Source organism: Yersinia aleksiciae (assembly GCF_001047675.1).
Lineage (GTDB): Bacteria > Pseudomonadota > Gammaproteobacteria > Enterobacterales > Enterobacteriaceae > Yersinia > Yersinia aleksiciae.
The window spans coordinates 3,334,369-3,360,291 of sequence record NZ_CP011975.1 but is presented as its reverse complement, the minus strand read 5'-3'; the positions used below and the strand labels follow the sequence as shown (position 1 = coordinate 3,360,291).

The following is a 25,923-nucleotide window of genomic DNA, read 5'->3' as shown; positions in this document are numbered from 1 at the left end:
CCAATTGATAGTCATGCTAATTCTGCCCCTATCTCAGTTAGAGCATAGATCCAGAATCAGCCCAACGTCGACTGGGCCAGTTTTTATAAATGGCGAATGTTTTTAGCGACAGAACATCAACCCCGCATCACCAGATGGCTCATAGCCTTTCACCCACTGTTGCTGAATTTCCCTGTTAGGATGTCTTTCAATCGCCTTATTATAAGCTTGCGTACGACTCGATTTCATACGACACAGAGGTTTTCATTGGTAGGTTCATCTCGCTAAGGACCTTTTTTATGTTGGGTAAGCATTGAACGTATTCATCTTTGGTTATCATGCCAAAATGAGTTTTATTACAGCTATTATCCATTGCCGCTGCAATTATTTTATCATCAGCCTCATCTAGTTCGCGATCTACATCGTCTCGAACTTGGTTAACTATATTTTCTGTATACTCATTTGATGTTATCGAAGAGTTCTGTTTATCATCTGATAGTTTTTTCTTTACACTCACCTCGATTTTATCGATATCTTCCTGCGGTACGCTGTTAACCTCCTTGAATGCTGCGGCGATTCTCTCCCTAGTCATCTCTTTACGAACCCGCCCGGCCACATCATTCATATGTAACACATTAAATCGCTGCAGAAAACGTACGATAACTTTAGTCGATGCTGTCCCTGCAATAGATCCCCCTAGAATGGAGGCTACAGAAATAACAGCTATGGGTAATGCGCCTGCTGTCCCCACGGTAGCAATTAATCCGCCAGCTATGATCGCAGTAAATAAAGCTGTTGAGCTAACGCCCAGTAATACACTTAACGCCTTTGTTGAAAGTGGTGCGTATTTCCACCAGTTAGTAGTATCTTTCCATGATCGCTTAATAGCCTGAACTATTCCGACTTCTGCATTATCCCGCAGTAATGTTCCAACCTCATTAAGCGCTTCCCGTTGTGCTATCCGGTGAGCGAAATGACTTGCTATTGCTTTTATTCCCCCTTCTTGCTGTTTCATTGCATAGCTGATAGAACTTACGATAATTTCGGTTCTTTGCCGACCTGAAAGCTGGCTAATTGCCTCTTTTTTAAGCCAGCAAGTAAGCAAGCCAGCGATAACGGAGCCACCATATGGAAATAGACCAGCAATCTTATTCAAGCCTCTGTTTTCTTTATCTAATGTACTTTTTGTTATGGATATCAGATAAGGTAAATATTTTGACAGATGAAGGATGGCAATCATTTCTGGTGATAGAATAAATTGTTCTTGGTTAGGTAGATGTTCCCGATCTCCTAATAAAATACTGTGCACAATATTCTTCATCTCTGCTGACTGAATAATCGTGGTGACTGTGTCATTCAGATTATCTGAACTCTCGTTTAATAGTGAGAATGAAAGGGTAATGTTGGCTATAAATTCTTCTGACTCTATCGGATGATTCAATACCCACTGATAGGTACTTTGAAACAAAGAAGTCAGGGAGGACAAATTAAAGTCTGAAATAGAAAGACTGTCATTTGCATTCATTGACAAAATCTTAATCACTAGTTGCTTGTAGGCATCTGTAATTGATTTCATACCATTTTTAGCTAGCTGTCGGTCCAAGATAAGGTCATGAATAACTTGCTCACTGACACTTTTATCATATTTAAAAGATGAAAACATATTTCTAAATGCATTAGTCATTCTTGTCGTTAGAGTCCAAGATTTTGATGGTAGGTGAGTAAAATCAGTGGTATTTAAATTATCGCGCACGTCTATAAACTCTTTTTTTAGGCCAAGAAGTTTTTTGTTATACTCTCCATCACTAATTATAATACGTGCTTTTTTATCATCTATTGATTTTTGGATGTTTCTTATTTCTTCATCTAACTTATTCCTAGCTACACCTGAAGACATGGCATCTCTACGTTCTTTTATTATAGTGAGCGCAGCGTTTTTTTTATTACATTCGTTAACGAAATCTATAGTTTTTTTGTTGGCTTCCGTTAAAGTTTTCACGGTATTTTCACACAGAGACTTATACACTCTAATGCTTAAAGAATTTAAGTCATTAAGTAAATCACATAACCGCCCCTGAAGTGATAGATAGTTTTTACTAGTGTTTTCCAACTGACGATTATTGATGGAGATTTTTTCAAGAAGTGGCAAGATATGTTCAATAGCGTTAATTTTATTTTCTGTCCACACGACTTCACTTACTGCAATGCCTATTTCTTTAGGTTCTGTCAGAGCATTTTTCAGATCATCTAATAAAATCTTATGAGCCAATAACAACTCAAGCTTGATGCCAAAATATTCAAGTGAAGCCAGAGGATTGTTAATAAAATTCATAATCGTTAACTCAGATTCGAGTATCATCTTGATTATATTGCCATGCTCTTCAGCACCACTAAAAATATCATTTCCCATTACATTACCATAGCTCATGGTATAAGTATTCTGAGCGTTTTGCTTAATAAAATGACCTAAACTTTCTTTGACTTTATTAGCTAAATTATAGAGTTTAGTCCTTTTATATTCTTCATCTGAAGTTAGATGGTAGATAAGTTGATCAAACGATTCTGGTTCTAAAGACCCTATACTTTCCTCTTCATAATTTTCACTTTCAGAAATACTCATTCTCCCTGAAGAGATATTACTGTTCAAAGTGGCAGTATTTATCGGGGAATAATTAGGTTCTAACTCCATCATATATTCAACATATTTTGTAATATGTTCTTTTAATGACGCATTCAAATGCCTATTTTTAGTATTATATGTAGAGTCTGCTGACTCCAATTTATCATTAACTATTATTAGGTATTCATTGATATACCCTATAGCTAATTCCCTGCGTTCACTTGAGGGTAAATTATTATCAATTTCCGCCAGTGCCTGCTCCGCACTCACGATTTCTCCAGATAACACACCGCATCTTAAAATATATTCAGGTTTATCATCAGGCTCCCATTTATTTCTTTTAAGTTGTGACTCTATAATATACTCAATGGCTTGTTCTATGCAATCAAGCTGTCGCCTAAAGATAGTCTTAAATCCCTCCACCTCTTTATAGTTTAATCCTACTAACTCACTCATTATTTCTTTTAATTCTTTAAGATCATTCAAAATGGCAAACAGTTTTTCATAATAAAAAATTTTGCTCACACCTGATTCGTTGGCTATTATAATTGATGTTATTATATTATCTAGACGATTTTCTTTAAAAATTTCATTATCATTATATCGTTGAATCAAGCTTCTTAATTGTGAAACAACGTCAACATCGGGAGAACCGATTGGTAAATATAAATAATCTGAAAAAAAACCTGAAACAGCTGATGTAACTGAAGTCACTACTGAAGTCACTAAAGTAGCTGAATCAGCAAATTGCAGATCTTTATGATCCAATGGCCGTATTAACTGTGTAATATCAAATTTACTAAAATCTTCATTCACTGTATTCTCTGGCAGAATAGAATCACGACGATTTGTGTATCGTATATTGGATAAAGAAACACGCTGTTGCCGTGATGCATGTGTGGGGGCCTGAGATCCTTCTCCATCTATTTTATCGCAATTTACTACTCTACTAATACTTCTTTTATAAACTGGAACCATGCCATAAAATTTATCAGTCCCCTCGTGCGCCAATATATCATTATTCATTTCAATTAACATTTCACGAACTGTGAGTTCTCTCAGACGATATGTTTCTAAAGAGAAAGTATCGTTATTGTGATTATTTAAATTAAACTTATTTAATCCTTCAGTAAATCTAGTTATTATTTCACTATCATCATCATCATCTAACGTGGAAACTCTTTTATCCATTATTAGATGATTAGACTCCTCTATGGAACAACAGATCACCTGAATTTCTTTTCCTTCATATATTGTCTCCAACACCCTAATATGAGGCAGAGTCACGTCATCGTCGTAAATATAAAACTCAGCAATACTCTCAACACTCGTAATTTCGCTCATTGCTTTCACCCTCTAAATTTAACTACTTAAATACTCGAGGAAAGGGAAGTGTTTTTTTAACTCTGCGATAATGTACTCGCCAGTTGATATTATTTTTTCAAGTAGATGTTCTATCTCCCCTCCTGAACCTGGGATTTGTGTGGAGATAACATATATAAACTGCCTTGCATCAGGAAGATAGGCAATGGAACCAGAACCACGCTCTGCTAGAATAACATTTAGTTTTAAGCAAAGTGGGAATACGTCATTATTAAGACTCTGAGTGTTTTTAGTTAGCAGATAATGAAATATCCAACGTTCTTCATTAGCGCGTATAGATATAATTATTTTTCTTTCAATGATTAAGATGCATTGAGAGTTTTTATCAAAAGATAGTGGTAAGCCTAATATTTGACCAAACTCTTGTAAAATTAGATTATTCGCGTCCATATCTATGCTCTGATATTTTTTAATAAAAATAGAGTTTAGACCCTATTTCCCCTACAAAAATAGGGTGAAATACTGATAAGTAGCCACCTTTTTCGTGCTGTAATCCGCGCTAAACTTAGTCGGGAGCAGCTGGTCATTCTTATTAATATCCTGTAACGCCTCTCTTCTTGGTAATATACAGACGGGTTCCCCCACTCAGATATTGACTGCCTGCGTAAATTTGAGGCAAAAAAAACCCCGGCAAGCCGGGGGAAAACCATCAACTCAACTTCACTTGATTTTGTTGATCGCAAAAATAAAGACAACAGCAGATAACATCAGACACAGCGTTTTGAAACCCATCATCAGACTTTAACTGGCTCGGCCCGGCTATGACGTTTACCATCCGGGCTGGTTGAGCGGATCATCACATCACCACTGACTTTGGGTTGCACTTTGGCATCATACTGCAGCCATTGCTTACCACCATCAGTGGAATACTGGATAATCAGGCCCGGTAAGGAGATATTGGCCTCCAATTGACCCGCGACCACACGTGCTCCAGGGACGGGTAGGCGGTAAGCAATGCCTGCTTTATCCAGTTTCGCCAGTTCACGTTGGCCCAGAATGTTGGCAAAACGCTGCCAATCGCTGTCCAACGCCTTGGTATCAACCCTATGTGTCTCACCACCTTTGTACTCACGGCCCGCTTTATAATCTTGCTCCCATGACGCACGGTGCCAGGCGCGTTCCGCCAGCGGTAATACCCGTGGGAAGATCATGTATTCCATCTGCTCATCGGTGCGGACAGTTTCATTCCATGACTGGCCAGAAATACCGTGCACACCAGGCCATGGCTTATCACTCTTCGCACTGAAGTGATTACCGTCGCGATCAACAGAAGTTTCGGCGTTTTGCGGCATGTTATCTGGAGCGAAGCTGAACACTTTAGCCTCGTCGTTAAAGCGGGTTGCCCAGTAGTAGCCACGTTCGTTAGGGTTAACTTCATAAGGCATGTCGAAGTAGACGTAATCCGGGTTGGACGCCACCACTTCGTAACCTTTATTGGCCCAATCATTGATTGAATCGGCACCGCCCCAGAACAGAGTATCCCAGAAGTTAACGCCAACACGTTTGGTCGCAAAGTCCTTCGCGTCTTTGGCATCTTTCAAGCCATCCTGCCAGGCTTGCATTTTCTCAATGCCATGGGCATTAACCAACTTGCTCACTTCAATGGCGAAGTAACTGGAAAGATGCTCCACATCCTGAACTTTGCCTTGCTTGACCATGTCCTGACAGACCTGCGACTTGGCCCATGGCTTATCTTCAACACTCTTATCAATGATGCCTTTACCCGGCTCAATTGGGCCGTTTTTGTCTTGGAAACCGGCACCCAGACGGATATTTTTTGCTTCATCACCACCAAAGTGCCAAGTGGTCAGTGGCATACCCGCCTCTTTGTGCATCTGAGCCATTTCACCGATCACTTTATCGACAAAACGCTTAGAGGAATCCAGACATGGGTTCAGGTAACTTTTACGCTCATAGAACTGCACCGACGTGGTGTTGGAGTCATCTGTAGGGTCAAGCAGGCGGAATTCATTGGCCTCTTTCTCTTTCCCCTGCTTCATCAGATTGTTGTAGCGTGCCTCCATGGAAACCACCGCTGCACGGGCATGAGCTGGCATGTCGATTTCAGGAATGACATCAATCTGGCGCGCTTTAGCGTATTTCAAGATCTCGATGTAATCATCGCGGGTGAAATGGCCGCTCCCCAGATTACTGCTATCCGGGCCAGACCCCAGTTGCGGCAACAAGCAGCTGTTTTCAGTCAAATCGTGGCAACGTTTGCTGCCCACCTCGGTTAACTCTGGCAAGCCGGGGATCTCAATACGCCAGCCTTCATCGTCACTTAGATGGAAGTGGAATTTGTTCAGCTTGTAAGCGGCCATCTGATCCAGTAAGCGCAGTACCGCGTCTTTGGTCTTAAAGTTACGACCGACATCAAGGAACACACCACGGTATTCAAAGCGCGGCGCATCTTTTGCGTCCAGTGTGGCAATTTTTTGGCTGCCGTCAGCTGGCACTAAAGAGAGGATAGATTGCAAGCCATAGAACACACCGGTGGGATCAAAGCCAATGACCTGTGCGCCCTTCTCGCCAACTTTCAACTCATATGCGCCGGAAACCGCTAAATCACTTTTAAATACAGTGGGTTGAATCGCTGTTTTTATCGGGAAACCCGCAGAGTTCAGTTTCAAGCCGAGTAATTCGAAACGCTGCTGTACCACCTCGGCAGCCGGTTGAGGTAAGGCGCTCAGATCCAGTGCCACACCTTGGCTCAAATTCACATCTTGCGGGTGGATTTTGACTTCCATTGGCGTTGGAATAATCTGCCCACGTAGGTTCGCCGCCGTTAACGTTTTCACCGCTTCGTTTTTGGTGAAACGCGATTCCGGCGTCATCAATACGTTATTGTCGTCTTTGGTGCGTTTCCACTGATCACCCGTGAATTGGGTGAGATATTCGTTGATATCCTCAGTGTCGGTGCTTTTCAGCACTTTGGGTTGTGCATCGCCGGAAGTGGCATACCAGCGCGGCATAAAGTCAGTAGCAAATAGTTGCCAATATTCACCCGTTATCGGGATTTCAACCGCCTGATTGGCAGGGAACCCAGTGAATTTAGCCGTAGGTTCAATTTTATGCAGGTCACCGGTCAGGTGTGTGATTTTGAACTGGTCGTTATCTACCGTCAAAATTTGGCGAATGCTGTGGAAATAAATGGCCCAATCCTGGCCTTTGATCTCATCCCCCGTGTTGGTCAAAGTCATCATGACTTGGTTGCAAGATGCCCAGTCAGCCCCCAACTTGGCGCAATCCACACCATGCTCACCAGCACGGTTATCCAACACTTTATAGTTAACTTTCAAGGTACTGAGCTGGTCAACAATCTGTTGATTAGTGGTGTCCGCATTCGCGGCCCCCATCAGGCCAAAGGTCGCGGTTATTGCCGCTAACGTATTTAATTTGAATTTGTTCATCACTAACCTCATCCGTAATTAATAATTGCAGCCAGAGTCAATACTGGAAGTATTGCTGCTGGCTGAATTATTGTTAGCTTAATTGCTACTATCAGAATGGCTTTCAGCTTAGTTATTGGCGCGAATTTCTTGCCACAGCTTTCCGCACTGCGCGTCATAAGCCTGACCATTACCGGTATGCGCCGCGTCAATACAGCGTTGATAATCCAATACCCGAACAGTCTCTTTCTCAGTAAAAGCTTGATGCGCTTTCTCTTGCTTCAAGACATTCAACACCGCTTTGCAGGGGATCAATCGCTCCGGCGAGCCTTCACTGGCATTGATACAAGCGCTATAAGCTTGCTTCAGCTTAGTGTCTTCCGGCTGAACAGGGGCTTGTGGTGCACAGGCACTCAGCCCCAATACGGCGGCAATAATAAAAAGCATTTTCTTCATGGTAGGTGCTCCATTATGACCCCGGAGTGGTTACCGGGGATGGCAATCAGAAGATGGTAAATGGTGCAATTACGATGAATTTAACGTCTTTCTCATCCTGGAATACGTTGCCGAAACCACCGCCATAGCTTGGGATATTGGTATGGTTGTCGTACATGGTGTAATGCAGTTTGAATAAGGTGCCTTTCGCCCGGCCCTCTTGCAGGGTGTAGAGCACGTCAAAGTTCCATGCAGACTCTTTCAGGCGTGTATTTTGGTCATAGATTGGGTTAGAACTTGGTTTTGCATCCCATCCATACGCATAGGAAGTCCCCACTGACCAGCCGGCTAAGTTCCAGTTTTTCAGGTCATACATCACACCACCAAACAGCGCTTTTTCGCCGTTGGCGTTGAAGTCAGAGCGAGAATCCCACCAAACGTCCAAGCGGCCGTTGGAGGTCGCATAACCTGGGGTCATACGTTGCAGGAAGTAACCTTGGTTACCCTCAGCTTTGGCCCAAGTCCCTTCCAAACGCAGGTCAAATGGCCCTGTGGTGTAACCCAGAGTCAATGCTTGCAACCAAGCTAAACCGTCATAGACGTCATTCACATTGCTGGCACCGCCATCAACTTTGTCTTTCGCGCCGTAGAATTGGTAGGAGGTACGCAGATCATTGCCCGCAACCGGGAAGGCGTAAGACGCTTTGGCAAAATACTGATCCATGTAGTCTTTGGCTTGGCCGAATGCGGCTTCCATCACTAATTTGTTTTTGAAGTCGTATTTGGCACCGATTGAGTGCAAGTAGCTCACGCCGGTCAAACCATCGGCCTGACGGAAGTTGTACATATTCTGATACCACGGCGCTTTGTATTCATCAGTCCACATATAAGACATGGACAATGCACCCGCCGTATCAAAATCGAATTTCGCGCCGCCTTCAGCACCGCGATAAGTCCCTGGCATGAAGCTCCAGTGTGGCGCTAATAACGTCTGGCCTGTGGGTTGGATATAACCGCCACGCGCCCAGAAATCACCAAATTTGAATTTGGCTGCCGCTTTGTAGACGCTGACGCCGCTCTTATCGCCAGTCCATTTTTCATCCCAGCGCGTTTTCGCATCACTGAAACCAATTTCGTTTGGTGCTGCCGGGCCGCTGTTGGTCATTTCAACTGCGCCGAAAGCAGCTAAGTCGATACCAAACATGTCTGCCGCGTAGCCAGATGAGAAGTCCAGATTGGCGTTAAAGGTGGAGTGATGCAGGTTCGCGACATATTTGCCGTACTCTGCGCTGCCCGGCGTTAAATCCTTACGGTCACGCTGACGCTGCCAATAATAAATACCGCCGGTCAGTGACGAATCATCAACAAAGCCTTCAGCCTTGGCCTCTGGGGTTGCCATAAACCCCGTTCCTAACAATGCACCCGCGACGGCGAGCACTAACGTTTTACGTTTAGCATCGTGCGTAACCATAAGAAAAAATTCCTCTTTGACATCACATTTAAAGTGCCTTGCCTGCGTTCACCACTGCTCACAGGTTCAGCCTCAAAAACACCCTTAAGTGGGTAAAATTTGGCTGGGGAAAATCTCCACCAGCTGTTACTCATTTTAAAAAACGCCTCTTTCGATAAACGCTCTGAAGATTGCTGCTGGAATACAGACTATTTTTCGCGACGCGAATTATCAATTAAAAAAGTCGATAATTATTCAAAGTATGACAATGAGCACATAACTGTGAAAAAATATTACAGAGCTCACAAAAGCTTTAAAAACAATGCATAAGACTATCTGTGAACTCAAAAATAGTCTCTCATTGACATCTTGAATGGTTTCAGCAAATACAATAAAACGTGGAATATTCCCGAGGGGAATGGTGATACTCACTCAGTTAATTCGTAAAGCGAATATTTAAGAAAGACTTACAGATAGCCGTGTCGTCGTACGAATAAAAGGTAATAGGTCGATATTGACCAAAAGAAAAAGCAGAAAGGAGATCATTGAAGGGACGGAAGTTAATGTTTAACAAATAAAACAAAGTGCATTTATAGGCAGAAAAAAGGCGTGGACTCAGCCACGCCAATTAAGTTAAATCTGAGTGCTAAAGCTTAGTTTGTCGCTTTTGCAGCCCAGGTATCACGCAAGCCAACTGTGCGGTTAAAGACCAACGCATCAGGGCGAGAATAGCGGCTATCAGCACAGAAATAACCTTCACGTTCAAACTGATAGGTTCTATCTGGCACAGCATCAACCAAGCTCGGCTCAACGAAGCCCTGACGGATAACCAGAGACTCTGGGTTAATCGTCGACAGGAAATCTTCTGCTGCCGCTGGGTTTGGTACACTAAACAAACGATCGTATAAACGAATTTCCGCAGGCAAAGCATGCTTCACCGAAACCCAGTGAATAACGCCTTTCACTTTACGGCCATCAGCGGGATCTTTGTTTAATGTTTCGGCGTCATAGCTGCAATAAAGCGTCGTAACATTACCTTCAGCATCCTTCTCGACACGTTCAGCTTTAATCACATAAGCATTGCGCAGGCGCACTTCTTTGCCCAATACCAAACGCTTGTATTGCTTATTCGCTTCTTCACGGAAGTCAGCGCGATCGATGTAAATTTCGCTATCAAATGGAACCTGACGGGTGCCCATCTCCGGATTGTTCGGATGATTTGGCATCGTCAACCACTCTTCACCAGCCGCGCGGTTTTCGATAATCACCTTGATCGGATCAAGAACAGCCATGGCCCGTGGGGCATTTTCGTTCAGATCATCACGGATACATGACTCCAGTGACATCATTTCAACGTTGTTATCCTGCTTGGTCACGCCAATACGGCGGCAGAATTCACGGATAGAGGCGGCAGTGTAGCCACGGCGACGCAAGCCAGAGATAGTTGGCATACGCGGATCATCCCAGCCTTCCACGACCTTCTCAGTCACCAGTTGGTTCAGCTTGCGCTTAGACATAATGGCGTATTCGAGATTCAGGCGGGAGAACTCATATTGGCGCGGATGACATTCAATGGAGATATTATCCAGCACCCAATCATACAAGCGACGGTTGTCCTGGAACTCCAGCGTACAGAGTGAATGGGTGATCCCTTCAATCGCATCAGAAATGCAATGGGTAAAGTCATACATCGGGTAGATGCACCACTTGTTACCAGACTGATGATGTTCAGCAAACTTAATGCGGTACAGCACCGGATCACGCATCACAATAAAAGGTGATGCCATGTCGATTTTGGCACGCAAGCACGCGGTGCCTTCAGCAAAGCCCCCGGCACGCATTTTTTCAAACAGCGCCAAGTTCTCTTCTACACTGCGGTCGCGATACGGGCTGTTTTTACCCGGTGCAGTCAGTGTGCCGCGATATTCGCGCATCTGCTCAGCCGTTAACTCATCCACATACGCCAGGCCCTTGTTAATCAGCTCTATCGCGTACTGGTACAGTTGATCAAAATAGTCGGAGGAGTAACGTACATCACCGCTCCAACTGAAGCCTAGCCACTCTACGTCATGCTTAATGGACTCAACGAACTCAACGTCTTCTTTCACCGGGTTGGTGTCGTCAAAACGCAGATTGCATTGGCCGTTATAATCTTGTGCGATGCCAAAATTCAGGCAAATGGATTTCGCATGGCCAATATGCAGGTAGCCATTTGGCTCCGGCGGAAAGCGGGTATGAACCGACGTGTGTTTGCCGCTGGCTAAATCTTCGTCAATGATCTGACGGATAAAATTACTTGGGCGGGCTTCTGCCTCACTCATTGTTCTATTCCTCAATGCAAACGCAACAAATATAACCGCATATAATCCAACAAGCCCGGCCCGGAAACAACCGTTTGTTACAGTAAACAAAACAAAAAAACGGGAAGAGATTGCTCTCTTCCCGCTGCTTTGGTGAAAATTCAGCTCAGGTGCTTAGGCGTTCCGCACCTATCTGAACTGATTATTTACCACGAATCTCAAACAATTGGCTTTGACCCGCGACCACAGTGTCACCCGCCAGAAGCGAGATACCGGCGTAATCATCAATATTACTAACCACAACTGGGCTAATCATTGAGCGCGCATTGGCATTCAGGTAAGCCAGATCCAGCTCCAGCACTGGCTGACCGGCAACCACAGTGGCACCCTCTTCAACCAAGCGGGTAAAGCCCTGACCATTTAGTTTCACCGTATCAATCCCGATATGAACCACAATTTCAGCGCCGGTTTCAGTTTCCAGACAGAATGCATGGTCAGTATTGAAGATTTTAACGATAGTGCCGTTCGCTGGAGAAACCACCATTTTATCGGTAGGACGGATGGCGACACCCTCACCCACCGCTTTGCTGGCAAAGGCTTCATCAGGAACCTGCTCCAGAGCCACAACATCACCGGTAATGGGTGAAACCAAGACTAATGAAGCTGTTTTTGTGCTGTTAATCACGGCCTGAGGCTGAGCCGCAGCAGGGGTAGCAGTGCTGCTTGCCGCTGGAACTGGGCCACCCGCCAACACAGCACGCATTGCCGAAGCAATCAGTTCTGCACGCGTACCGACAATCACTTGCACACTTTGTTTATTCAGGCGAATCACGCCCGACGCCCCTAAACGCTTCGCCACATTGTCATTAACCAATGCAGAGTCTTTCACGTTCAAACGCAGACGAGTAATACAGGCGTCGATGCCAGTCAGGTTATCTGAACCACCGATAGCACCGATGTAACGACGAGCCAAGCCATTGATTTCACTTTCGTTGACAGCTGGCGCGTTATTCACGTTCACGTCGTAGCCATCTTCTTCGCTGCCCTCAACCGCCAGTTCACGGCCAGGCGTCAGCAAGTTGAATTTCTGGATAGTGAAACGGAACACCACGTAGTAAATGGCGAAGAACACCAAACCTTGTGGGATCAACATGTACCAGTGTGTTGCCAGCGGGTTACGGGATGAGAGCACCATATCCACCAGACCCGCACTGAAACCAAAGCCCGCGATCCAATGCATGCTCGCAGCGATGAACACGGAAATACCGGTCAGCACGGCGTGGATGAAGTACAGCACTGGTGCGACGAACATGAAGGAGAACTCAAGCGGTTCAGTGATACCGGTGAAGAAGGCTGCAAACGCACCCGCCAACATGATACCTGCCACTTTCGCTCTATTTTCCGGACGTGCGCAGTGATAAATCGCCAATGCCGCACCCGGTAAACCGAACATCATGATTGGGAAGAAACCTGCCTGATAACGGCCAGTAATACCCACAATGGCTTTACCAGAGTCGATAGACTGTTGGCCACCCAGGAAGTTAGGAATATCGTTAATACCGGCCACGTCAAACCAGAACACGGAGTTCAAGGCGTGATGCAGGCCGACTGGGATCAGTAAACGGTTGAAGAAGGCATAAATACCCGCGCCAACAGAACCCATATCCTTGATGTATTCGCCGAAGGTCACTAATGCGTTATAAATCAATGGCCAAATGTACATCAGGATGAAAGCGACAACGATCATCAGGAAAGACGTCAGAATCGGAACCAGACGGCGACCACTGAAGAAGGAGAGTGCTTTTGGCAATTCAACGCCGCTAAAGCGGTTGTACAACTCAGCGGAGATGATACCCACCAGGATACCCACAAACTGGTTGTTGATTTTGCCGAAGGCGGCTGGGACCTGATCAATCGGAATCTTCTGAATCATCGAAACCGCAGCAGGCGAACACAGCGTGGTTAATACCAAGAAGCCCACAAAGCCGGTCAGTGCAGCAGCACCGTCTTTGTCTTTTGACATACCGTAAGCCACACCAATGGCGAACAGCACGGACATGTTGTCGATAATCGCGGCACCGGATTTGATAAATAACGCCGCTAGCGCATTATCACCACCCCAGCTAACGGGGTCGATCCAATAACCAACACCCATCAATATCGCGGCAGCAGGCAGTGTGGCCACAGGGACCATCAAAGCCCGACCCACTTTTTGCAAGTAACTAAGAATATTCACCTTTCCCCCTATTCGTCCGATATCGGACCCTTTAAGTAGTTTATTTATTTTTACTCACTACCTTTTAGAAAAACGCATTGCACACTTTTATTTACTCACGGCACGAATAACTCATTATGGAGTGTAAAAAAATTATTTCGTAACGCAAATTAAAACCCCCTATTTTGTGATAAATATCACCAAAAACTATCGAAAAAGCACCAATTCACTAGCCATGATACAAAACTTATTTTATCATTCGAAAAATGAACACAGCATTGTACCAGCGCATGAGTCAAAATCTGAGTTACGCTTAGCTGAATGATTCAAACCGCGTAGAGTATAGCCATTATTCCCAATCCCAAGAGGTGCAAGATGAGACTTATCCCACTGAAAAACACCACAGAAGTTGGTAAATGGGCAGCACGTCATATCGTTAACCGCATTAATGCGTTCAAACCGACCGCTGAGCGCCCATTTGTTCTGGGCCTGCCAACCGGTGGAACACCGATGGAAGCTTACAAACACTTGGTTGCGATGCATAAAGCCGGTGAAATTAGCTTCAAAAATGTTGTCACTTTCAACATGGATGAGTACGTCGGCTTGCCGCAAGAGCATCCGGAAAGCTACTACACCTTCATGCACACTAACTTCTTCGATCATGTAGATATCCCTGCCGAGAACATTAACCTGTTGAATGGTAACGCGCCGGATATCGATGAAGAGTGCCGTCGCTACGAAGCGAAAATTAAGTCTTACGGTAAAATTAACCTGTTCATGGGTGGCGTTGGCGTTGACGGCCATATCGCATTTAATGAACCAGCCTCCTCTTTGGCTTCCCGTACCCGTATCAAAACCCTGACCCAAGAAACCCGTATCGCTAACTCACGCTTCTTTGGTGGTGATGCAAATCTCGTGCCTAAATATGCACTTACAGTGGGTGTGGGTACATTGCTGGATGCGGAAGAAGTGATGATTCTGGTGACCGGCCACGGTAAAGCTCAAGCCTTACAAGCCGCTGTTGAAGGTAGCATCAACCACATGTGGACCATCAGTTGCCTGCAACTGCATGCCAAGGCCATCATGGTGTGTGACGAACCTTCCACTATGGAATTGAAAGTCAAAACTGTAAAATACTTCCACGAATTGGAAGCTGAAAACATCAAAGATCTTTAATTGATATCAGGGGGCTAAGATGTACGCTTTAACTCACGGCCGTATTTATACCAGCCATGAAGTACTGGATAATCATGCTGTTGTCGTGGCTGATGGATTGATCGAACGTATCTGTCCTGTCGATGAACTTCCGGCTGGTATTGAGATACGCGATTTGGGTGGTGCCATTCTGGCCCCCGGTTTTATTGATGTTCAGTTAAATGGTTGCGGTGGTGTGCAGTTCAATGATTCTCTTGAGGCTATCTCAGAAGAGACATTGGATATCATGCAGCGCGCTAATGAAAAATCAGGTTGCACCAGCTTCCTGCCAACACTGATTACCAGCAGTGATGAATTCATGAAACATGCCGTTGATGTCATGCGTTCATATCTACAAAAAAACCAGCATCAGGCGCTGGGGCTGCATCTGGAGGGGCCGTATCTTAACCCGTTGAAGAAAGGCACCCATAATCCGGCGTTTATCCGTAAGCCTACCGCTGAAATGGTGGATTACCTGTGTGCCAATGCGGATGTGATTACCAAATTCACTCTGGCACCAGAAATGGTTGATGCGAAATATATTCAACAACTGACAGAAGCGGGTATTTTGGTTTCTGCTGGTCACTCAAATGCAACTTATAAGCAAGCTCGTAAAGGATTTGCTGCTGGCATTCGCTTTGCGACGCACCTTTATAATGCAATGCCGTACATTTCGGGGCGCGAGCCAGGTTTGATCGGGGCTATTTTTGATACGCCTGAGGTCTATACCGGCGTTATAGCAGATGGTTTACATGTTGATTGGGCTAATATCCGTACCGCAAAACACCTGAAAGGTGACAAGCTGGTACTGGTCACCGATGCCACCGCACCAGCGGGTGCTGAAATTGATCAATTTATTTTTGCTGGTAAAACAATATACTATCGCGATGGTTTATGTGTGGATGAAAATGGCACACTAAGCGGTTCAGCACTGACGATGATCGAAGCGGTCAAAAACAGTGTGGAACATGTTGGCATCGCGCTAGATGAAGTATTGCGGATGGCGACACTGTATGCGGCCCGCGCTATTGGCGTGGATAAGCAGTTAGGGAGTATTGAAGTCGGCAAAGTAGCCAACCTGACTGCCTTTACCCGCGATTATAAAATCACTAAAACCATCGTTAATGGTAACGAGGTTTTAAAATAAGCGAGTAATTTTATTGATGAGCACCGGCGGACAGTCACAAATTGGTAATGTGGATCTTGTGAAGCAACTCAATGGTGCCGTAGTTTACCGGCTTATTGATCAGCAAGGCCCGATTTCGCGTATTCAGATTGCCGATCTCAGCCAGCTAGCCCCCGCCAGTGTCACGAAAATCACCCGCCAACTGTTGGAGCGCGGGCTGATCAAAGAAGTCGATCAGCAAGCCTCCACCGGTGGCCGCCGCGCAATTTCCATCGTCACAGAAAACCGCCAGTTCCACACCATCGCTGTCCGTCTTGGCCGCCACGATGCCACCATTACCCTGTTTGACATGGGCGGCAAATCGCTGGGTGAAGAGCACTATTCACTGCCCGAACGTACGCAAGAAACACTGGAACATGCACTATTCAATATCATCAGCCAATTTATTGAAGCTTATCAGCGCAAATTGCGTGAACTGATCGCCATTGCCGTCATCCTCCCGGGGCTAGTTGAGCCAAGCAAAGGTATCGTGCGCTATATGCCACATATCAGTGTCAGCAACTGGCCGTTAGTCGAAAATCTGCAAAATCGGTTCAATGTCACCAGCTTTGTTGGTCACGATATTCGTAGTCTGGCGCTGGCCGAGCACTATTTTGGTGCGACGCGTGATTGCGAAGACTCCATATTGGTTCGCCTGCACCGAGGCACCGGGGCCGGTATCATCGTCAACAGCCAGATATTTTTAGGCAGTAACGGCAACGTAGGGGAGATCGGCCATATCCAGATTGACCCTTTAGGTGAGCGCTGTTATTGCGGCAACTTTGGTTGTCTGGAAACCGTCGCCTCCAATGCGGCGATTGAAAACCGTGTGCGCCACCTGCTCGCGCAGGGCTACCCAAGTAAGTTAACACTCGATGATTGTCATATTGGTGCTATCTGCAAAGCGGCTAATCGGGGTGATTTACTGGCAGGCGAAGTGATTGAGCATGTGGGCCGCTATCTGGGCAAAGCCATCTCTATCGCCATCAACTTATTTAATCCACAAAAAGTCGTGATTGCCGGTGAAATCATCGAAGCCGACAAAATCCTGCTGCCCGCCATCCAAAGCTGTATTAACACGCAAGTACTGAAAAACTTCCGCCAGAATCTGCCGATAGTCACCTCGCAGCTTGACCATCAATCCGCAATTGGTGCTTTTGCCTTGGCGAAACGCGCCATGTTGAATGGTGTTTTGTTGCAACGCTTGTTAGAAAACTAACCTGCCGATAAGGAAGTTACATGGTCTATCCCCTAATCGACCATGTTATAGTGACTCATTACCGCGCTAAAAGAGTAATTTAAACAATGACAATTAAAAGCGTTATATGTGATATCGATGGTGTGTTGTTGCATGACAATAAAGCGATACCGGGTGCCAATGATTTCTTGGCTCGCGTACAAAATGCCGGAATGCCACTGGTTATCCTGACCAACTACCCGTCACAAACCGCGCAAGATCTGGCTAACCGTTTTATCACGGCAGGGCTTGATGTGCCGGAAAGTGCATTTTACACCTCAGCCATGGCCACTGCTGATTTCCTGCGTCGTCAGGATGGTAAAAAAGCCTATGTGGTGGGTGAAGGGGCATTAGTTCACGAATTGTATAAAGCAGGCTTTACTATCACTGACATCAATCCTGATTTTGTGATTGTCGGTGAAACTCGCTCTTATAACTGGGACATGATGCATAAAGCCGCCTATTTTGTCGCCAATGGCGCACGTTTTATTGCCACCAACCCTGATAGCCACGGCCACGGCTTCGCGCCAGCCTGTGGTGCACTCTGCGCCCCGATTGAGAAAATTTCAGGTCGCAAGCCATTTTATGTCGGCAAACCTAGCCCGTGGATCATCCGTGCCGCGCTGAACAAGATGCAGGCGCATTCAGAAAGCACCGTCATTGTGGGTGATAACTTGCGCACCGATATTCTGGCTGGTTTCCAGGCGGGCCTTGAAACGATTTTGGTCCTGTCAGGTGTTTCAACGCTGCCAGATATCGAAGCCATGCCATTCCGCCCGAGTTACGTTTACCCCTCTGTTGCCGAAATCGATATTATCTAATCCCTGCTGGCGGCGATGGCCGCCACGCCTTTTCTCGTCTCACTCCCTTTTTTAGTGCAATGCACCAAAGTTTCTTGCCATTCCTCCCTATTTTGGCGCATTTTCTCTTTATACCCTTCGTCCTTGACGCCACAGGGTTGTTAGCTTAGCGCTTACCACCGCGCCAGCTATAGCGCTAAGGCATCAGAACGGTAAATTGGCGTGTTTTTTGCATCTATTTCTGACATACAGCTTAATATTATTCGGATGACTGCATCGTCATGGGGCATAGCTTGCATCAATCACAAGCAAGAGTGCGAAAAACAGTTCCAGCGATGAACGACTCAAATTCAACATCATCACCGCCAAAGCAGAGAAGTTAGGGAGATTATTATGTGTTCTATTTTCGGGGTCCTCGACCTTAAAACCGACCCCATTGAACTGCGCAAAAAAGCGCTGGAAATGTCACGTTTAATGCGCCACCGCGGACCGGATTGGTCTGGTGTGTGGGCAAATGATAAAGCCATTCTCGCCCATGAACGTTTATCCATTGTTGACGTCAATACTGGTGCCCAACCTCTGCTTAATGAGGCTCGCACCCATATTCTGGCGGTCAACGGTGAGATCTATAACCATCAGGCATTGCGTCAGCAATATGGTGACCGCTACGCGTTCCAAACGGGCTCAGACTGTGAAGTTATTTTGGCGTTGTATCAGGAGAAAGGGCCTGAATTCCTTGATGATCTGCAAGGCATGTTCGCTTTCGTCTTATACGATACCGAGAAAGATGCCTACCTGATTGGCCGTGACCATCTGGGAATTATCCCGCTGTATATGGGCCACGACGAACACGGCAACATGTATGTCGCCTCTGAAATGAAAGCACTGGTCCCCGTTTGCCGCACCATCAAAGAATTCCCAGCGGGCAGCTACCTGTGGAGCCAAGATGGCGAAATTCGTGAGTATTATCATCGCGATTGGTTTGATTTCGATAATGTCAAAGACAATGTTACCGATAAAGTACAACTTGCTAATGCATTAGAAGAAGCGGTAAAAAGTCACCTGATGTCTGACGTCCCTTACGGCGTATTGCTGTCTGGTGGTTTGGACTCCTCCGTCATCTCTGCCATCACCAAAAAATTTGCTGCCCGTCGAGTTGAAGACGATGAGCGCAGTGAGGCTTGGTGGCCACAGTTGCACTCCTTCGCCGTGGGTTTAATTGGCTCACCGGACTTACGTGCTGCGAAAGAAGTGGCTAACCATTTAGGCACTGTGCACCATGAAATTCATTTCACCGTGCAAGAAGGTCTGGATGCGATCCGCGATGTGATTTATCACATTGAAACCTATGATGTCACCACGATCCGCGCCTCGACACCAATGTATTTGATGTCGCGTAAAATCAAGGCGATGGGCATTAAAATGGTGCTGTCTGGCGAAGGTTCTGACGAAGTATTCGGTGGTTACCTCTACTTCCACAAAGCGCCAAACGCCAAAGAATTGCATGAAGAAACTGTGCGTAAATTGCTGGCCCTGCATATGTTTGACTGCGCCCGCGCCAACAAAGCGATGTCCGCCTGGGGTGTTGAAGCCCGCGTACCCTTCCTGGATAAGAACTTCCTTGATGTCGCGATGCGAATCAACCCGCAGGACAAGATGTGCGGCAATGGTAAAATGGAAAAACATGTCCTGCGTGAATGTTTCGAATCCTACTTGCCACACAGCGTTGCATGGCGTCAGAAAGAGCAGTTCTCCGATGGTGTGGGTTATAGCTGGATTGATACATTAAAAGAGAAAGCGGCCGAGCAAGTCACTGACCAACAAATGGAAACTGCCCACTTCCGTTTCCCGTACAACACGCCATCGTCAAAAGAGGGCTATTTGTATCGCGAAATCTTTGAAGAGCTGTTCCCGCTGCCAAGTGCGGCTGAATGTGTCCCTGGCGGCCCATCTGTTGCTTGTTCATCAGCTAAAGCTATCGAATGGGATGAATCATTCAAAAATATGGATGACCCATCAGGTCGCGCGGTAGGCGTTCATCAGGACGCATATAAATAACTGAATTCGATTACAGATAATCAATCTATTCGTATTCAATATTCTGCTATCAAGGTCGCCTTTGGCGGCCTTGTTTTTTATGTGGAATAACCCTCCCCGGTCAGGGACTCAGGATATCGCCAACGATTCCTTTTGCTGGCAAATTCAATAATTAATTACCATTATCGTTCATTTAATCGCCAGACTGTTCACAAGCCAAACAAACGAACCCTTTCAGCGCTTTTTCGGGAAAAAACTAGTTGACGCAATTCGGCCATATACGCATAATGCGCCCCGCAACGCCGATGAAGGTAATGCGAAAAAAGATGGCTACGTAGCTCAGCTGGTTAGAGCACAGCACTCATAATGCTGGGGTCACAGGTTCGATTCCCGTCGTAGCCACCATCTTTTTGCGGGAGTGGCGAAATTGGTAGACGCACTAGATTTAGGTTCTAGCGCCGCAAGGTGTGCGAGTTCAAGTCTCGCCTCCCGCACCATTATTTGTTCATCGGTTTGTCACAGCAGATGGGATATCGCCAAGCGGTAAGGCACCAGGTTTTGATCCTGGCATTCCCAGGTTCGAATCCTGGTATCCCAGCCATCTTTTTTTGATGGTGAGTTGTAAGACAGCAAAGTTGTGATGTAACAAAAAGAATTGTATTTCAGTTGGGATATCGCCAAGCGGTAAGGCACCAGGTTTTGATCCTGGCATTCCCAGGTTCGAATCCTGGTATCCCAGCCATACAATTCCTTAAGAATAAAGATTTCAGGATGGCTACGTAGCTCAGCTGGTTAGAGCACAGCACTCATAATGCTGGGGTCACAGGTTCGATTCCCGTCGTAGCCACCATCTTTTGGGGTATCGCCAAGCGGTAAGGCACTGGATTCTGATTCCAGCATTCCGAGGTTCGAATCCTCGTACCCCAGCCAAATTTAGAAAAGCTCGCTTCGGCGGGCTTTTTGCATTCTTGAGTTATAGGTCCAAGAAGAGTTATTACCTGTAAGCAGAGCCAAATTTGCTTACAGGTAATAACTGCACATAAAACACCCCTACAACCCCAACGCATACCTCAATGCCTGCTCTTTAAGCTTACCGGCCCTCTGCGCAGCCATCAGTGCTAAATTACGCACAAATTTTACTGGTGGTAGGTCATTACTGAAGGCGGTGTAAAACAGATCCATGCCGCTTTGCATAATCAGATTATCAGTACGTCGGCGGCGCTGGTAACGCAGTAATACCTGTTCACTCTGCCAAGGTTCTGCCAGTTCACGGGCCTGATTCAACACATTAAGCAGCGCGTCAACATCTCGATACCCCAGATTAACCCCCTGCCCGGCAAGCGGATTAATGGTATGGGCAGCATCCCCCAGTAATACTAGCCCTGGCTGCACATAATGCTGCGCATGACGGCGGACCAGCGGGAAAGAGCCCGCGGCAATCGCCTTAACCGCCCCCAAACGGGACGGGAAGGCTGCCGCTATTTCCTGATTCAATTGCGCCATCGGCATCGCCTGAAGCTGGCGGATACGCTGCGGGCTGTCGTACCAGACCAACGATGCCCAGCGATCAAACAGCGGCAGGAAAGCACGGGGCCCGGAGGGAAAGAACTGTTGCCAGGTGGTGTCTTGCTGAGCGGTATCGGTTTCTACCGTGATGAGCATGCAAGACTGACGATACTGCCAACCACTGGTACCAATACCCGCTAAATGTCTTACCAGAGAATTTGCGCCATCAGCGCCTATGACTAAATGGCCCTGTATCTCTTGCTGCGCATCTAACGTGATTTTCCAGTAGTTATCTACTCTGATCATAGTTTGCAGCCGTGATGGGCACAGCAACGTCAAATTTTGGCACTCTACTATCTGTTGCCACAGTGCTAACTGCAAAACTCGGTTTTCAACCATAAAACCCAGTTCCGGCAACGACAGTGATGCCGCATCAAAGATAACTTGCGAGCCAGGCTGTTCCCAAGTCTCCAGTCGGCGATAAGGCGCATAGCGCATTTGCTGGACCCGTGACCATGCCCCGAGCTGCTTAAGCAGCGCCACCGAGGTACATCCAATGGCGGAAACCCGTAAATCCGGCACACTGCTGGCATCAAACGAAGCCGGAGCCTCATGCTCCAGTAACGCCACTGACCAGCCAGCTTGTGCCAGTCCTAATGCCGCCGCAGCGCCTACCATGCCACCACCGACGACCACAACATCATAATTTGGTTGCGATTTATTCATTTTAGTTGTGCTTTAAAAGTTAAAATAATACTTGCATAGACAAGTATTTTGTTGGTCATAAGTGTACCGGATTTTTCCCTCTGCATCAGAATAAGTCAGCTGTTATGCGGTGGTCATCGCACTAGCAAATGACTACAATACCCCTCAACGACTGAGCCTTTGCGCTAACCACTCATTCGATTGCGGGGCAGCACTCTCGCTTGCAGAACACGGCACAAACGCCGCGCAATATGATCTTTATGATGAATAATTCAATGACTAAAAAACTGCATATCAAAACCTGGGGCTGCCAGATGAATGAATATGATTCATCTAAAATGGCTGATTTGCTGGCCAGCACCCATGGTTACCAGTTAACAGAGATCCCTGAAGACGCTGACTTACTGCTGCTAAATACCTGCTCAATACGCGAAAAAGCCCAAGAGAAGGTGTTCAGTCTGCTAGGCCACTGGAAATTACTGAAAGAGAAAAATCCTGAGCTGATCATTGGTGTCGGCGGTTGTGTGGCCTCGCAGGAAGGGGAACATCTGCGCCAGCGCGCCCCCTGCGTCGATATTATCTTCGGGCCACAAACCCTGCATCGCTTGCCAGAAATGATTAACCACGTCCAAGGCACGCACAGCTCGGTGGTGGATATCAGCTTCCCTGAAATAGAAAAGTTTGACCGCCTGCCAGAACCTCGCGCGGAAGGCCCTACCGCATTTGTCTCTATCATGGAAGGCTGCAATAAATACTGTACTTTCTGCGTAGTGCCATACACTCGTGGCGAAGAGGTCAGCCGTCCAAGTGACGATATTTTGTTTGAGATTGCGCAGTTAGCAGCTCAAGGTGTACGGGAAGTGAATCTGCTCGGCCAGAATGTAAATGCCTATCGCGGCGCCACCTATGATGGTGATATCTGTAGTTTTGCCGAGCTATTACGGCTGGTTGCGGCCATAGACGGAATTGATCGCCTGCGCTTTACCACCAGCCACCCAATTGAATTTACTGACGATATTATTGATGTTTATCGTGATACTCCAGAGCTGGTGAGCTTCCTGCATCTGCCAGTGCAGAGTGGTTCTGACCGTATTTTAACCATGATGAAGCGCGCCCACACTGCGCTGGAATACAAAGCCATCATCCGCAAACTGCGTCAGGCGCGACCCGACATCCAAATCAGTTCTGATTTTATTATCGGTTTCCCCGGCGAAACTCAGCAAGATTTTGAGCAAACCATGAAACTGGTGGCGGATATCCGCTTTGATACCAGCTACAGCTTTATTTACTCGTCGCGCCCCGGGACACCGGCGGCGGACCTCCCAGATGATGTGTCGGAAGAAGAGAAAAAGCAGCGGCTACATATTCTGCAACAGCGCATCACTCAACAGGCGATGGACATCAGCCGCGAAATGATTGGCAGCGTGCAGCGTATTCTGGTAGAAGGCCCCTCCCGTAAAAATGCCATGGAGCTAGCCGGTCGCACTGAAAATAATCGGGTGGTGAATTTTGAGGGGACACCGAGCATGATCGGTAAATTCGTTGATGTGGAAATTATTGACGTTTATGCCAGCTCACTGCGAGGTATCTTGCTGCGTACCGAAGACCAGATGGATCTGCGAGTTCTTGAATCCCCGCAATCAGTTATTGCCCGCACACGTAAAGAGAATGAAATCGGTGTAGGTCAGTATCAACCCTGATACCGAATTCTCTGATACCGAATTGTTCGAGCTAACTCGCAAAAGTAGGCGCTGCAAGGTCAGTGCCTATTTTATTTTAGCGTGACGCTGCGCAGATTCTGACTTTTTAAGTTGCACCGCTCAGCAGTCGCTATTTGAATAGATACAGAAAGCCGTAAACTTGCGTCTGCGTCGTGTACCATGAATAATTATTAAATGGCATGTATGATTGACGTCATATCGATAAATGATACACCCAGAGGAACGCAGTGACTCAGAGAAACAGTTTGCACGTAGTGACACAAGAAATCTTGCTGGAACCCGCCGATAATCAGCGTCTGCTGAGTTTGTGCGGTCCTTTTGATGACAACATTAAGCAGTTGGAGCGCCGATTAGGGATCGAAATTAATCGCCGAGATAACCGCTTTAAGTTAGTCGGTAAGAATATCTGCGTAGTTGCAGCGGCAGATATCCTGCGCCATCTGTATGTCGATACCGCCCCAATTCGCGGAGTGATCCCAGATATCTCGCCAGAAGATATCCACCTCGCGGTGAAAGAGAGCCGCGTTCTGGAGCAAACCGCCGAAAGTGTGCCGGATTACGGTAAGGCCGTGAACATCCGAACCAAACGTGGGATGGTCAAACCGCGCACACCCAATCAGGCGCAGTACATCGCCAATATTCTCGATCACGATATCACCTTTGGCATTGGCCCAGCCGGTACGGGTAAAACCTACCTGGCGGTTGCTGCCGCAGTGGATGCGCTAGAGCGCCAGAATGTACGACGTATCTTGCTAACCCGTCCTGCGGTTGAAGCAGGCGAAAAGCTTGGCTTCTTGCCCGGTGACCTGAGCCAGAAAGTTGACCCTTATCTGCGCCCACTGTATGACGCCCTGTTTGAAATGCTGGGCTTCGAGCGGGTTGAAAAACTGATTGAGCGCAACGTGATTGAAGTCGCGCCGCTGGCCTATATGCGGGGTCGTACCCTGAATGATGCATTTATCATTTTGGATGAGAGCCAGAACACCACCATCGAACAGATGAAAATGTTCCTGACCCGTATGGGCTTCAACTCCAAGGCGGTGATTACCGGTGATATCACGCAAACTGACCTGCCACGCCACCAGAAATCTGGCTTAAGCCACGCCATTGAGGTGCTGTCTGGGGTAGAAGAGCTGAGCTTTAACTTCTTCCATAGTGAAGATGTGGTGCGCCATCCCGTGGTCGCACAGGTGGTTATCGCCTATGAAGCTTGGGAAGCTGCGGAACAAAAACGCAAAGATGCCATTGCCGAACAACGTAAGCGGGAAAATCATACCCCGTCTGAGCAGGAGGCTCCGTGAGCCAAGTTATACTCGATTTACAAATTGCCTGCGCCGATAGCCAGGGTTTACCCACAGAAGCCGATTTTCAGCGGTGGCTGGAAGCGGTATTACCTCAGTTTCAGGAAGTCGCCGAAGTCACCATCCGCTTGGTGGATGAAGCAGAAAGTCATGAGTTGAATCTGACCTATCGTGGCAAAGATAAATCGACCAATGTGTTGTCTTTTCCTTTTGAGGCCCCACCTGAAATTGAACTGCCATTATTGGGTGATTTAATCATTTGTCGGCAGGTAGTTGAGCAGGAAGCTACCGAGCAAGAGAAAGCACTATTTGCTCATTGGGCGCATATGGTTGTTCACGGCAGTCTCCATCTGCTAGGGTATGACCACATCGTTGATGATGAAGCAGAAGAAATGGAGTCGATTGAGACTGAAATTATGCAGAGTCTGGGTTACCCAGATCCCTATATTTCAGAGAAAGACCCCGAATAAACCGTCAGCAGCGTGA

Annotated in this window: 16 protein-coding genes and 6 tRNA genes; 14 read left to right on the top strand and 8 right to left on the bottom strand. The window is 46.6% G+C overall.

Annotation, left to right across the window (positions count from 1 at the left end):
• Window positions 1-199: 199 nt before the first annotated feature.
• From ACZ76_RS15085 to nagE, 7 genes are all read right to left on the bottom strand, one after another.
• Window positions 200-3,943, bottom strand: coding sequence for a DUF4126 domain-containing protein (locus ACZ76_RS15085; protein ID WP_048619660.1), 3,744 nt, complete (start codon window positions 3,941-3,943; stop codon window positions 200-202).
• 18 nt (window positions 3,944-3,961) lie between these two features.
• On the bottom strand, window positions 3,962-4,372 hold the full coding sequence (locus ACZ76_RS15080; RefSeq protein ID WP_048619659.1) for a CesT family type III secretion system chaperone: 411 nt from the start codon (window positions 4,370-4,372) through the stop codon (window positions 3,962-3,964).
• Between the two features lie 344 nt (window positions 4,373-4,716).
• Window positions 4,717-7,392, bottom strand: coding sequence for a family 20 glycosylhydrolase (locus ACZ76_RS15075; RefSeq protein WP_048619658.1), 2,676 nt, complete (start codon window positions 7,390-7,392; stop codon window positions 4,717-4,719).
• 108 nt (window positions 7,393-7,500) lie between these two features.
• Window positions 7,501-7,827, bottom strand: coding sequence for a ChiQ/YbfN family lipoprotein (gene chiQ, locus ACZ76_RS15070; RefSeq protein ID WP_048619657.1), 327 nt, complete (start codon window positions 7,825-7,827; stop codon window positions 7,501-7,503).
• Between the two features lie 46 nt (window positions 7,828-7,873).
• Window positions 7,874-9,277 carry a chitoporin ChiP gene (gene chiP / locus ACZ76_RS15065; protein WP_048619656.1) on the bottom strand — a complete coding sequence of 468 codons (1,404 nt, stop codon included), beginning with the start codon at window positions 9,275-9,277 and terminating at the stop codon, window positions 7,874-7,876.
• Between the two features lie 632 nt (window positions 9,278-9,909).
• On the bottom strand, window positions 9,910-11,577 hold the full coding sequence (gene glnS / locus ACZ76_RS15060) for a glutamine--tRNA ligase (protein ID WP_048619655.1): 1,668 nt from the start codon (window positions 11,575-11,577) through the stop codon (window positions 9,910-9,912).
• Between the two features lie 181 nt (window positions 11,578-11,758).
• On the bottom strand, window positions 11,759-13,792 hold the full coding sequence (gene nagE, locus ACZ76_RS15055; RefSeq protein WP_048619654.1) for an N-acetylglucosamine-specific PTS transporter subunit IIBC: 2,034 nt from the start codon (window positions 13,790-13,792) through the stop codon (window positions 11,759-11,761).
• Window positions 13,793-14,146: 354 nt separating this feature from the next.
• On the opposite strand from nagE, the gene nagB reads away from it, so the two are divergent.
• From nagB to ACZ76_RS15000, 11 genes are all read left to right on the top strand, one after another.
• A complete protein-coding gene (gene nagB, locus ACZ76_RS15050) occupies window positions 14,147-14,947 on the top strand; it encodes a glucosamine-6-phosphate deaminase (protein ID WP_048619653.1) in 801 nt (266 codons plus the stop codon).
• 19 nt (window positions 14,948-14,966) lie between these two features.
• On the top strand, window positions 14,967-16,112 hold the full coding sequence (nagA, locus tag ACZ76_RS15045; protein WP_048619652.1) for an N-acetylglucosamine-6-phosphate deacetylase: 1,146 nt from the start codon (window positions 14,967-14,969) through the stop codon (window positions 16,110-16,112).
• Window positions 16,113-16,128: 16 nt separating this feature from the next.
• Entirely contained in the window at window positions 16,129-17,349 is a 1,221-nt protein-coding gene (nagC, locus tag ACZ76_RS15040; RefSeq protein ID WP_048619651.1) for a DNA-binding transcriptional regulator NagC, read from the top strand.
• A gap of 86 nt (window positions 17,350-17,435) precedes the next feature.
• Window positions 17,436-18,188, top strand: a complete 753-nt coding sequence (locus ACZ76_RS15035) for an HAD-IIA family hydrolase (RefSeq protein ID WP_048619650.1) — start codon at window positions 17,436-17,438, stop codon at window positions 18,186-18,188.
• Window positions 18,189-18,560: 372 nt separating this feature from the next.
• Window positions 18,561-20,225, top strand: a complete 1,665-nt coding sequence (asnB, locus tag ACZ76_RS15030) for an asparagine synthase B (RefSeq protein WP_048619649.1) — start codon at window positions 18,561-18,563, stop codon at window positions 20,223-20,225.
• Between the two features lie 307 nt (window positions 20,226-20,532).
• Window positions 20,533-20,609, top strand: a tRNA-Met gene (locus ACZ76_RS15025).
• Window positions 20,610-20,616: 7 nt separating this feature from the next.
• Window positions 20,617-20,701, top strand: a tRNA-Leu gene (locus ACZ76_RS15020).
• Between the two features lie 29 nt (window positions 20,702-20,730).
• Window positions 20,731-20,805: transfer RNA gene (locus ACZ76_RS15015), tRNA-Gln, on the top strand.
• A gap of 66 nt (window positions 20,806-20,871) precedes the next feature.
• A tRNA-Gln gene (locus tag ACZ76_RS15010) sits at window positions 20,872-20,946 on the top strand.
• 31 nt (window positions 20,947-20,977) lie between these two features.
• Window positions 20,978-21,054: transfer RNA gene (locus ACZ76_RS15005), tRNA-Met, on the top strand.
• A gap of 5 nt (window positions 21,055-21,059) precedes the next feature.
• Window positions 21,060-21,134, top strand: a tRNA-Gln gene (locus ACZ76_RS15000).
• Window positions 21,135-21,254: 120 nt separating this feature from the next.
• On the opposite strand, the gene ubiF is transcribed toward ACZ76_RS15000, so the two are convergent.
• Entirely contained in the window at window positions 21,255-22,436 is a 1,182-nt protein-coding gene (gene ubiF / locus ACZ76_RS14995; RefSeq protein ID WP_048619648.1) for a 3-demethoxyubiquinol 3-hydroxylase, read from the bottom strand.
• A gap of 254 nt (window positions 22,437-22,690) precedes the next feature.
• Between ubiF and miaB the strand changes: the two genes are divergently transcribed.
• The 3 genes from miaB to ybeY all read left to right on the top strand — a co-directional run bounded on the left by miaB (window position 22,691) and on the right by ybeY (window position 25,907).
• Window positions 22,691-24,115, top strand: coding sequence for a tRNA (N6-isopentenyl adenosine(37)-C2)-methylthiotransferase MiaB (miaB, locus tag ACZ76_RS14990; protein WP_048620325.1), 1,425 nt, complete (start codon window positions 22,691-22,693; stop codon window positions 24,113-24,115).
• A 248-nt stretch (window positions 24,116-24,363) separates the two neighbouring features.
• Entirely contained in the window at window positions 24,364-25,437 is a 1,074-nt protein-coding gene (locus ACZ76_RS14985) for a PhoH family protein (RefSeq protein WP_172666804.1), read from the top strand.
• A complete protein-coding gene (gene ybeY, locus ACZ76_RS14980) occupies window positions 25,434-25,907 on the top strand; it encodes an rRNA maturation RNase YbeY (protein WP_048619647.1) in 474 nt (157 codons plus the stop codon). Before ACZ76_RS14985 ends, ybeY begins: the two co-directional genes overlap by 4 nt.
• The last annotated feature ends 16 nt before the right edge of the window (window positions 25,908-25,923 follow it).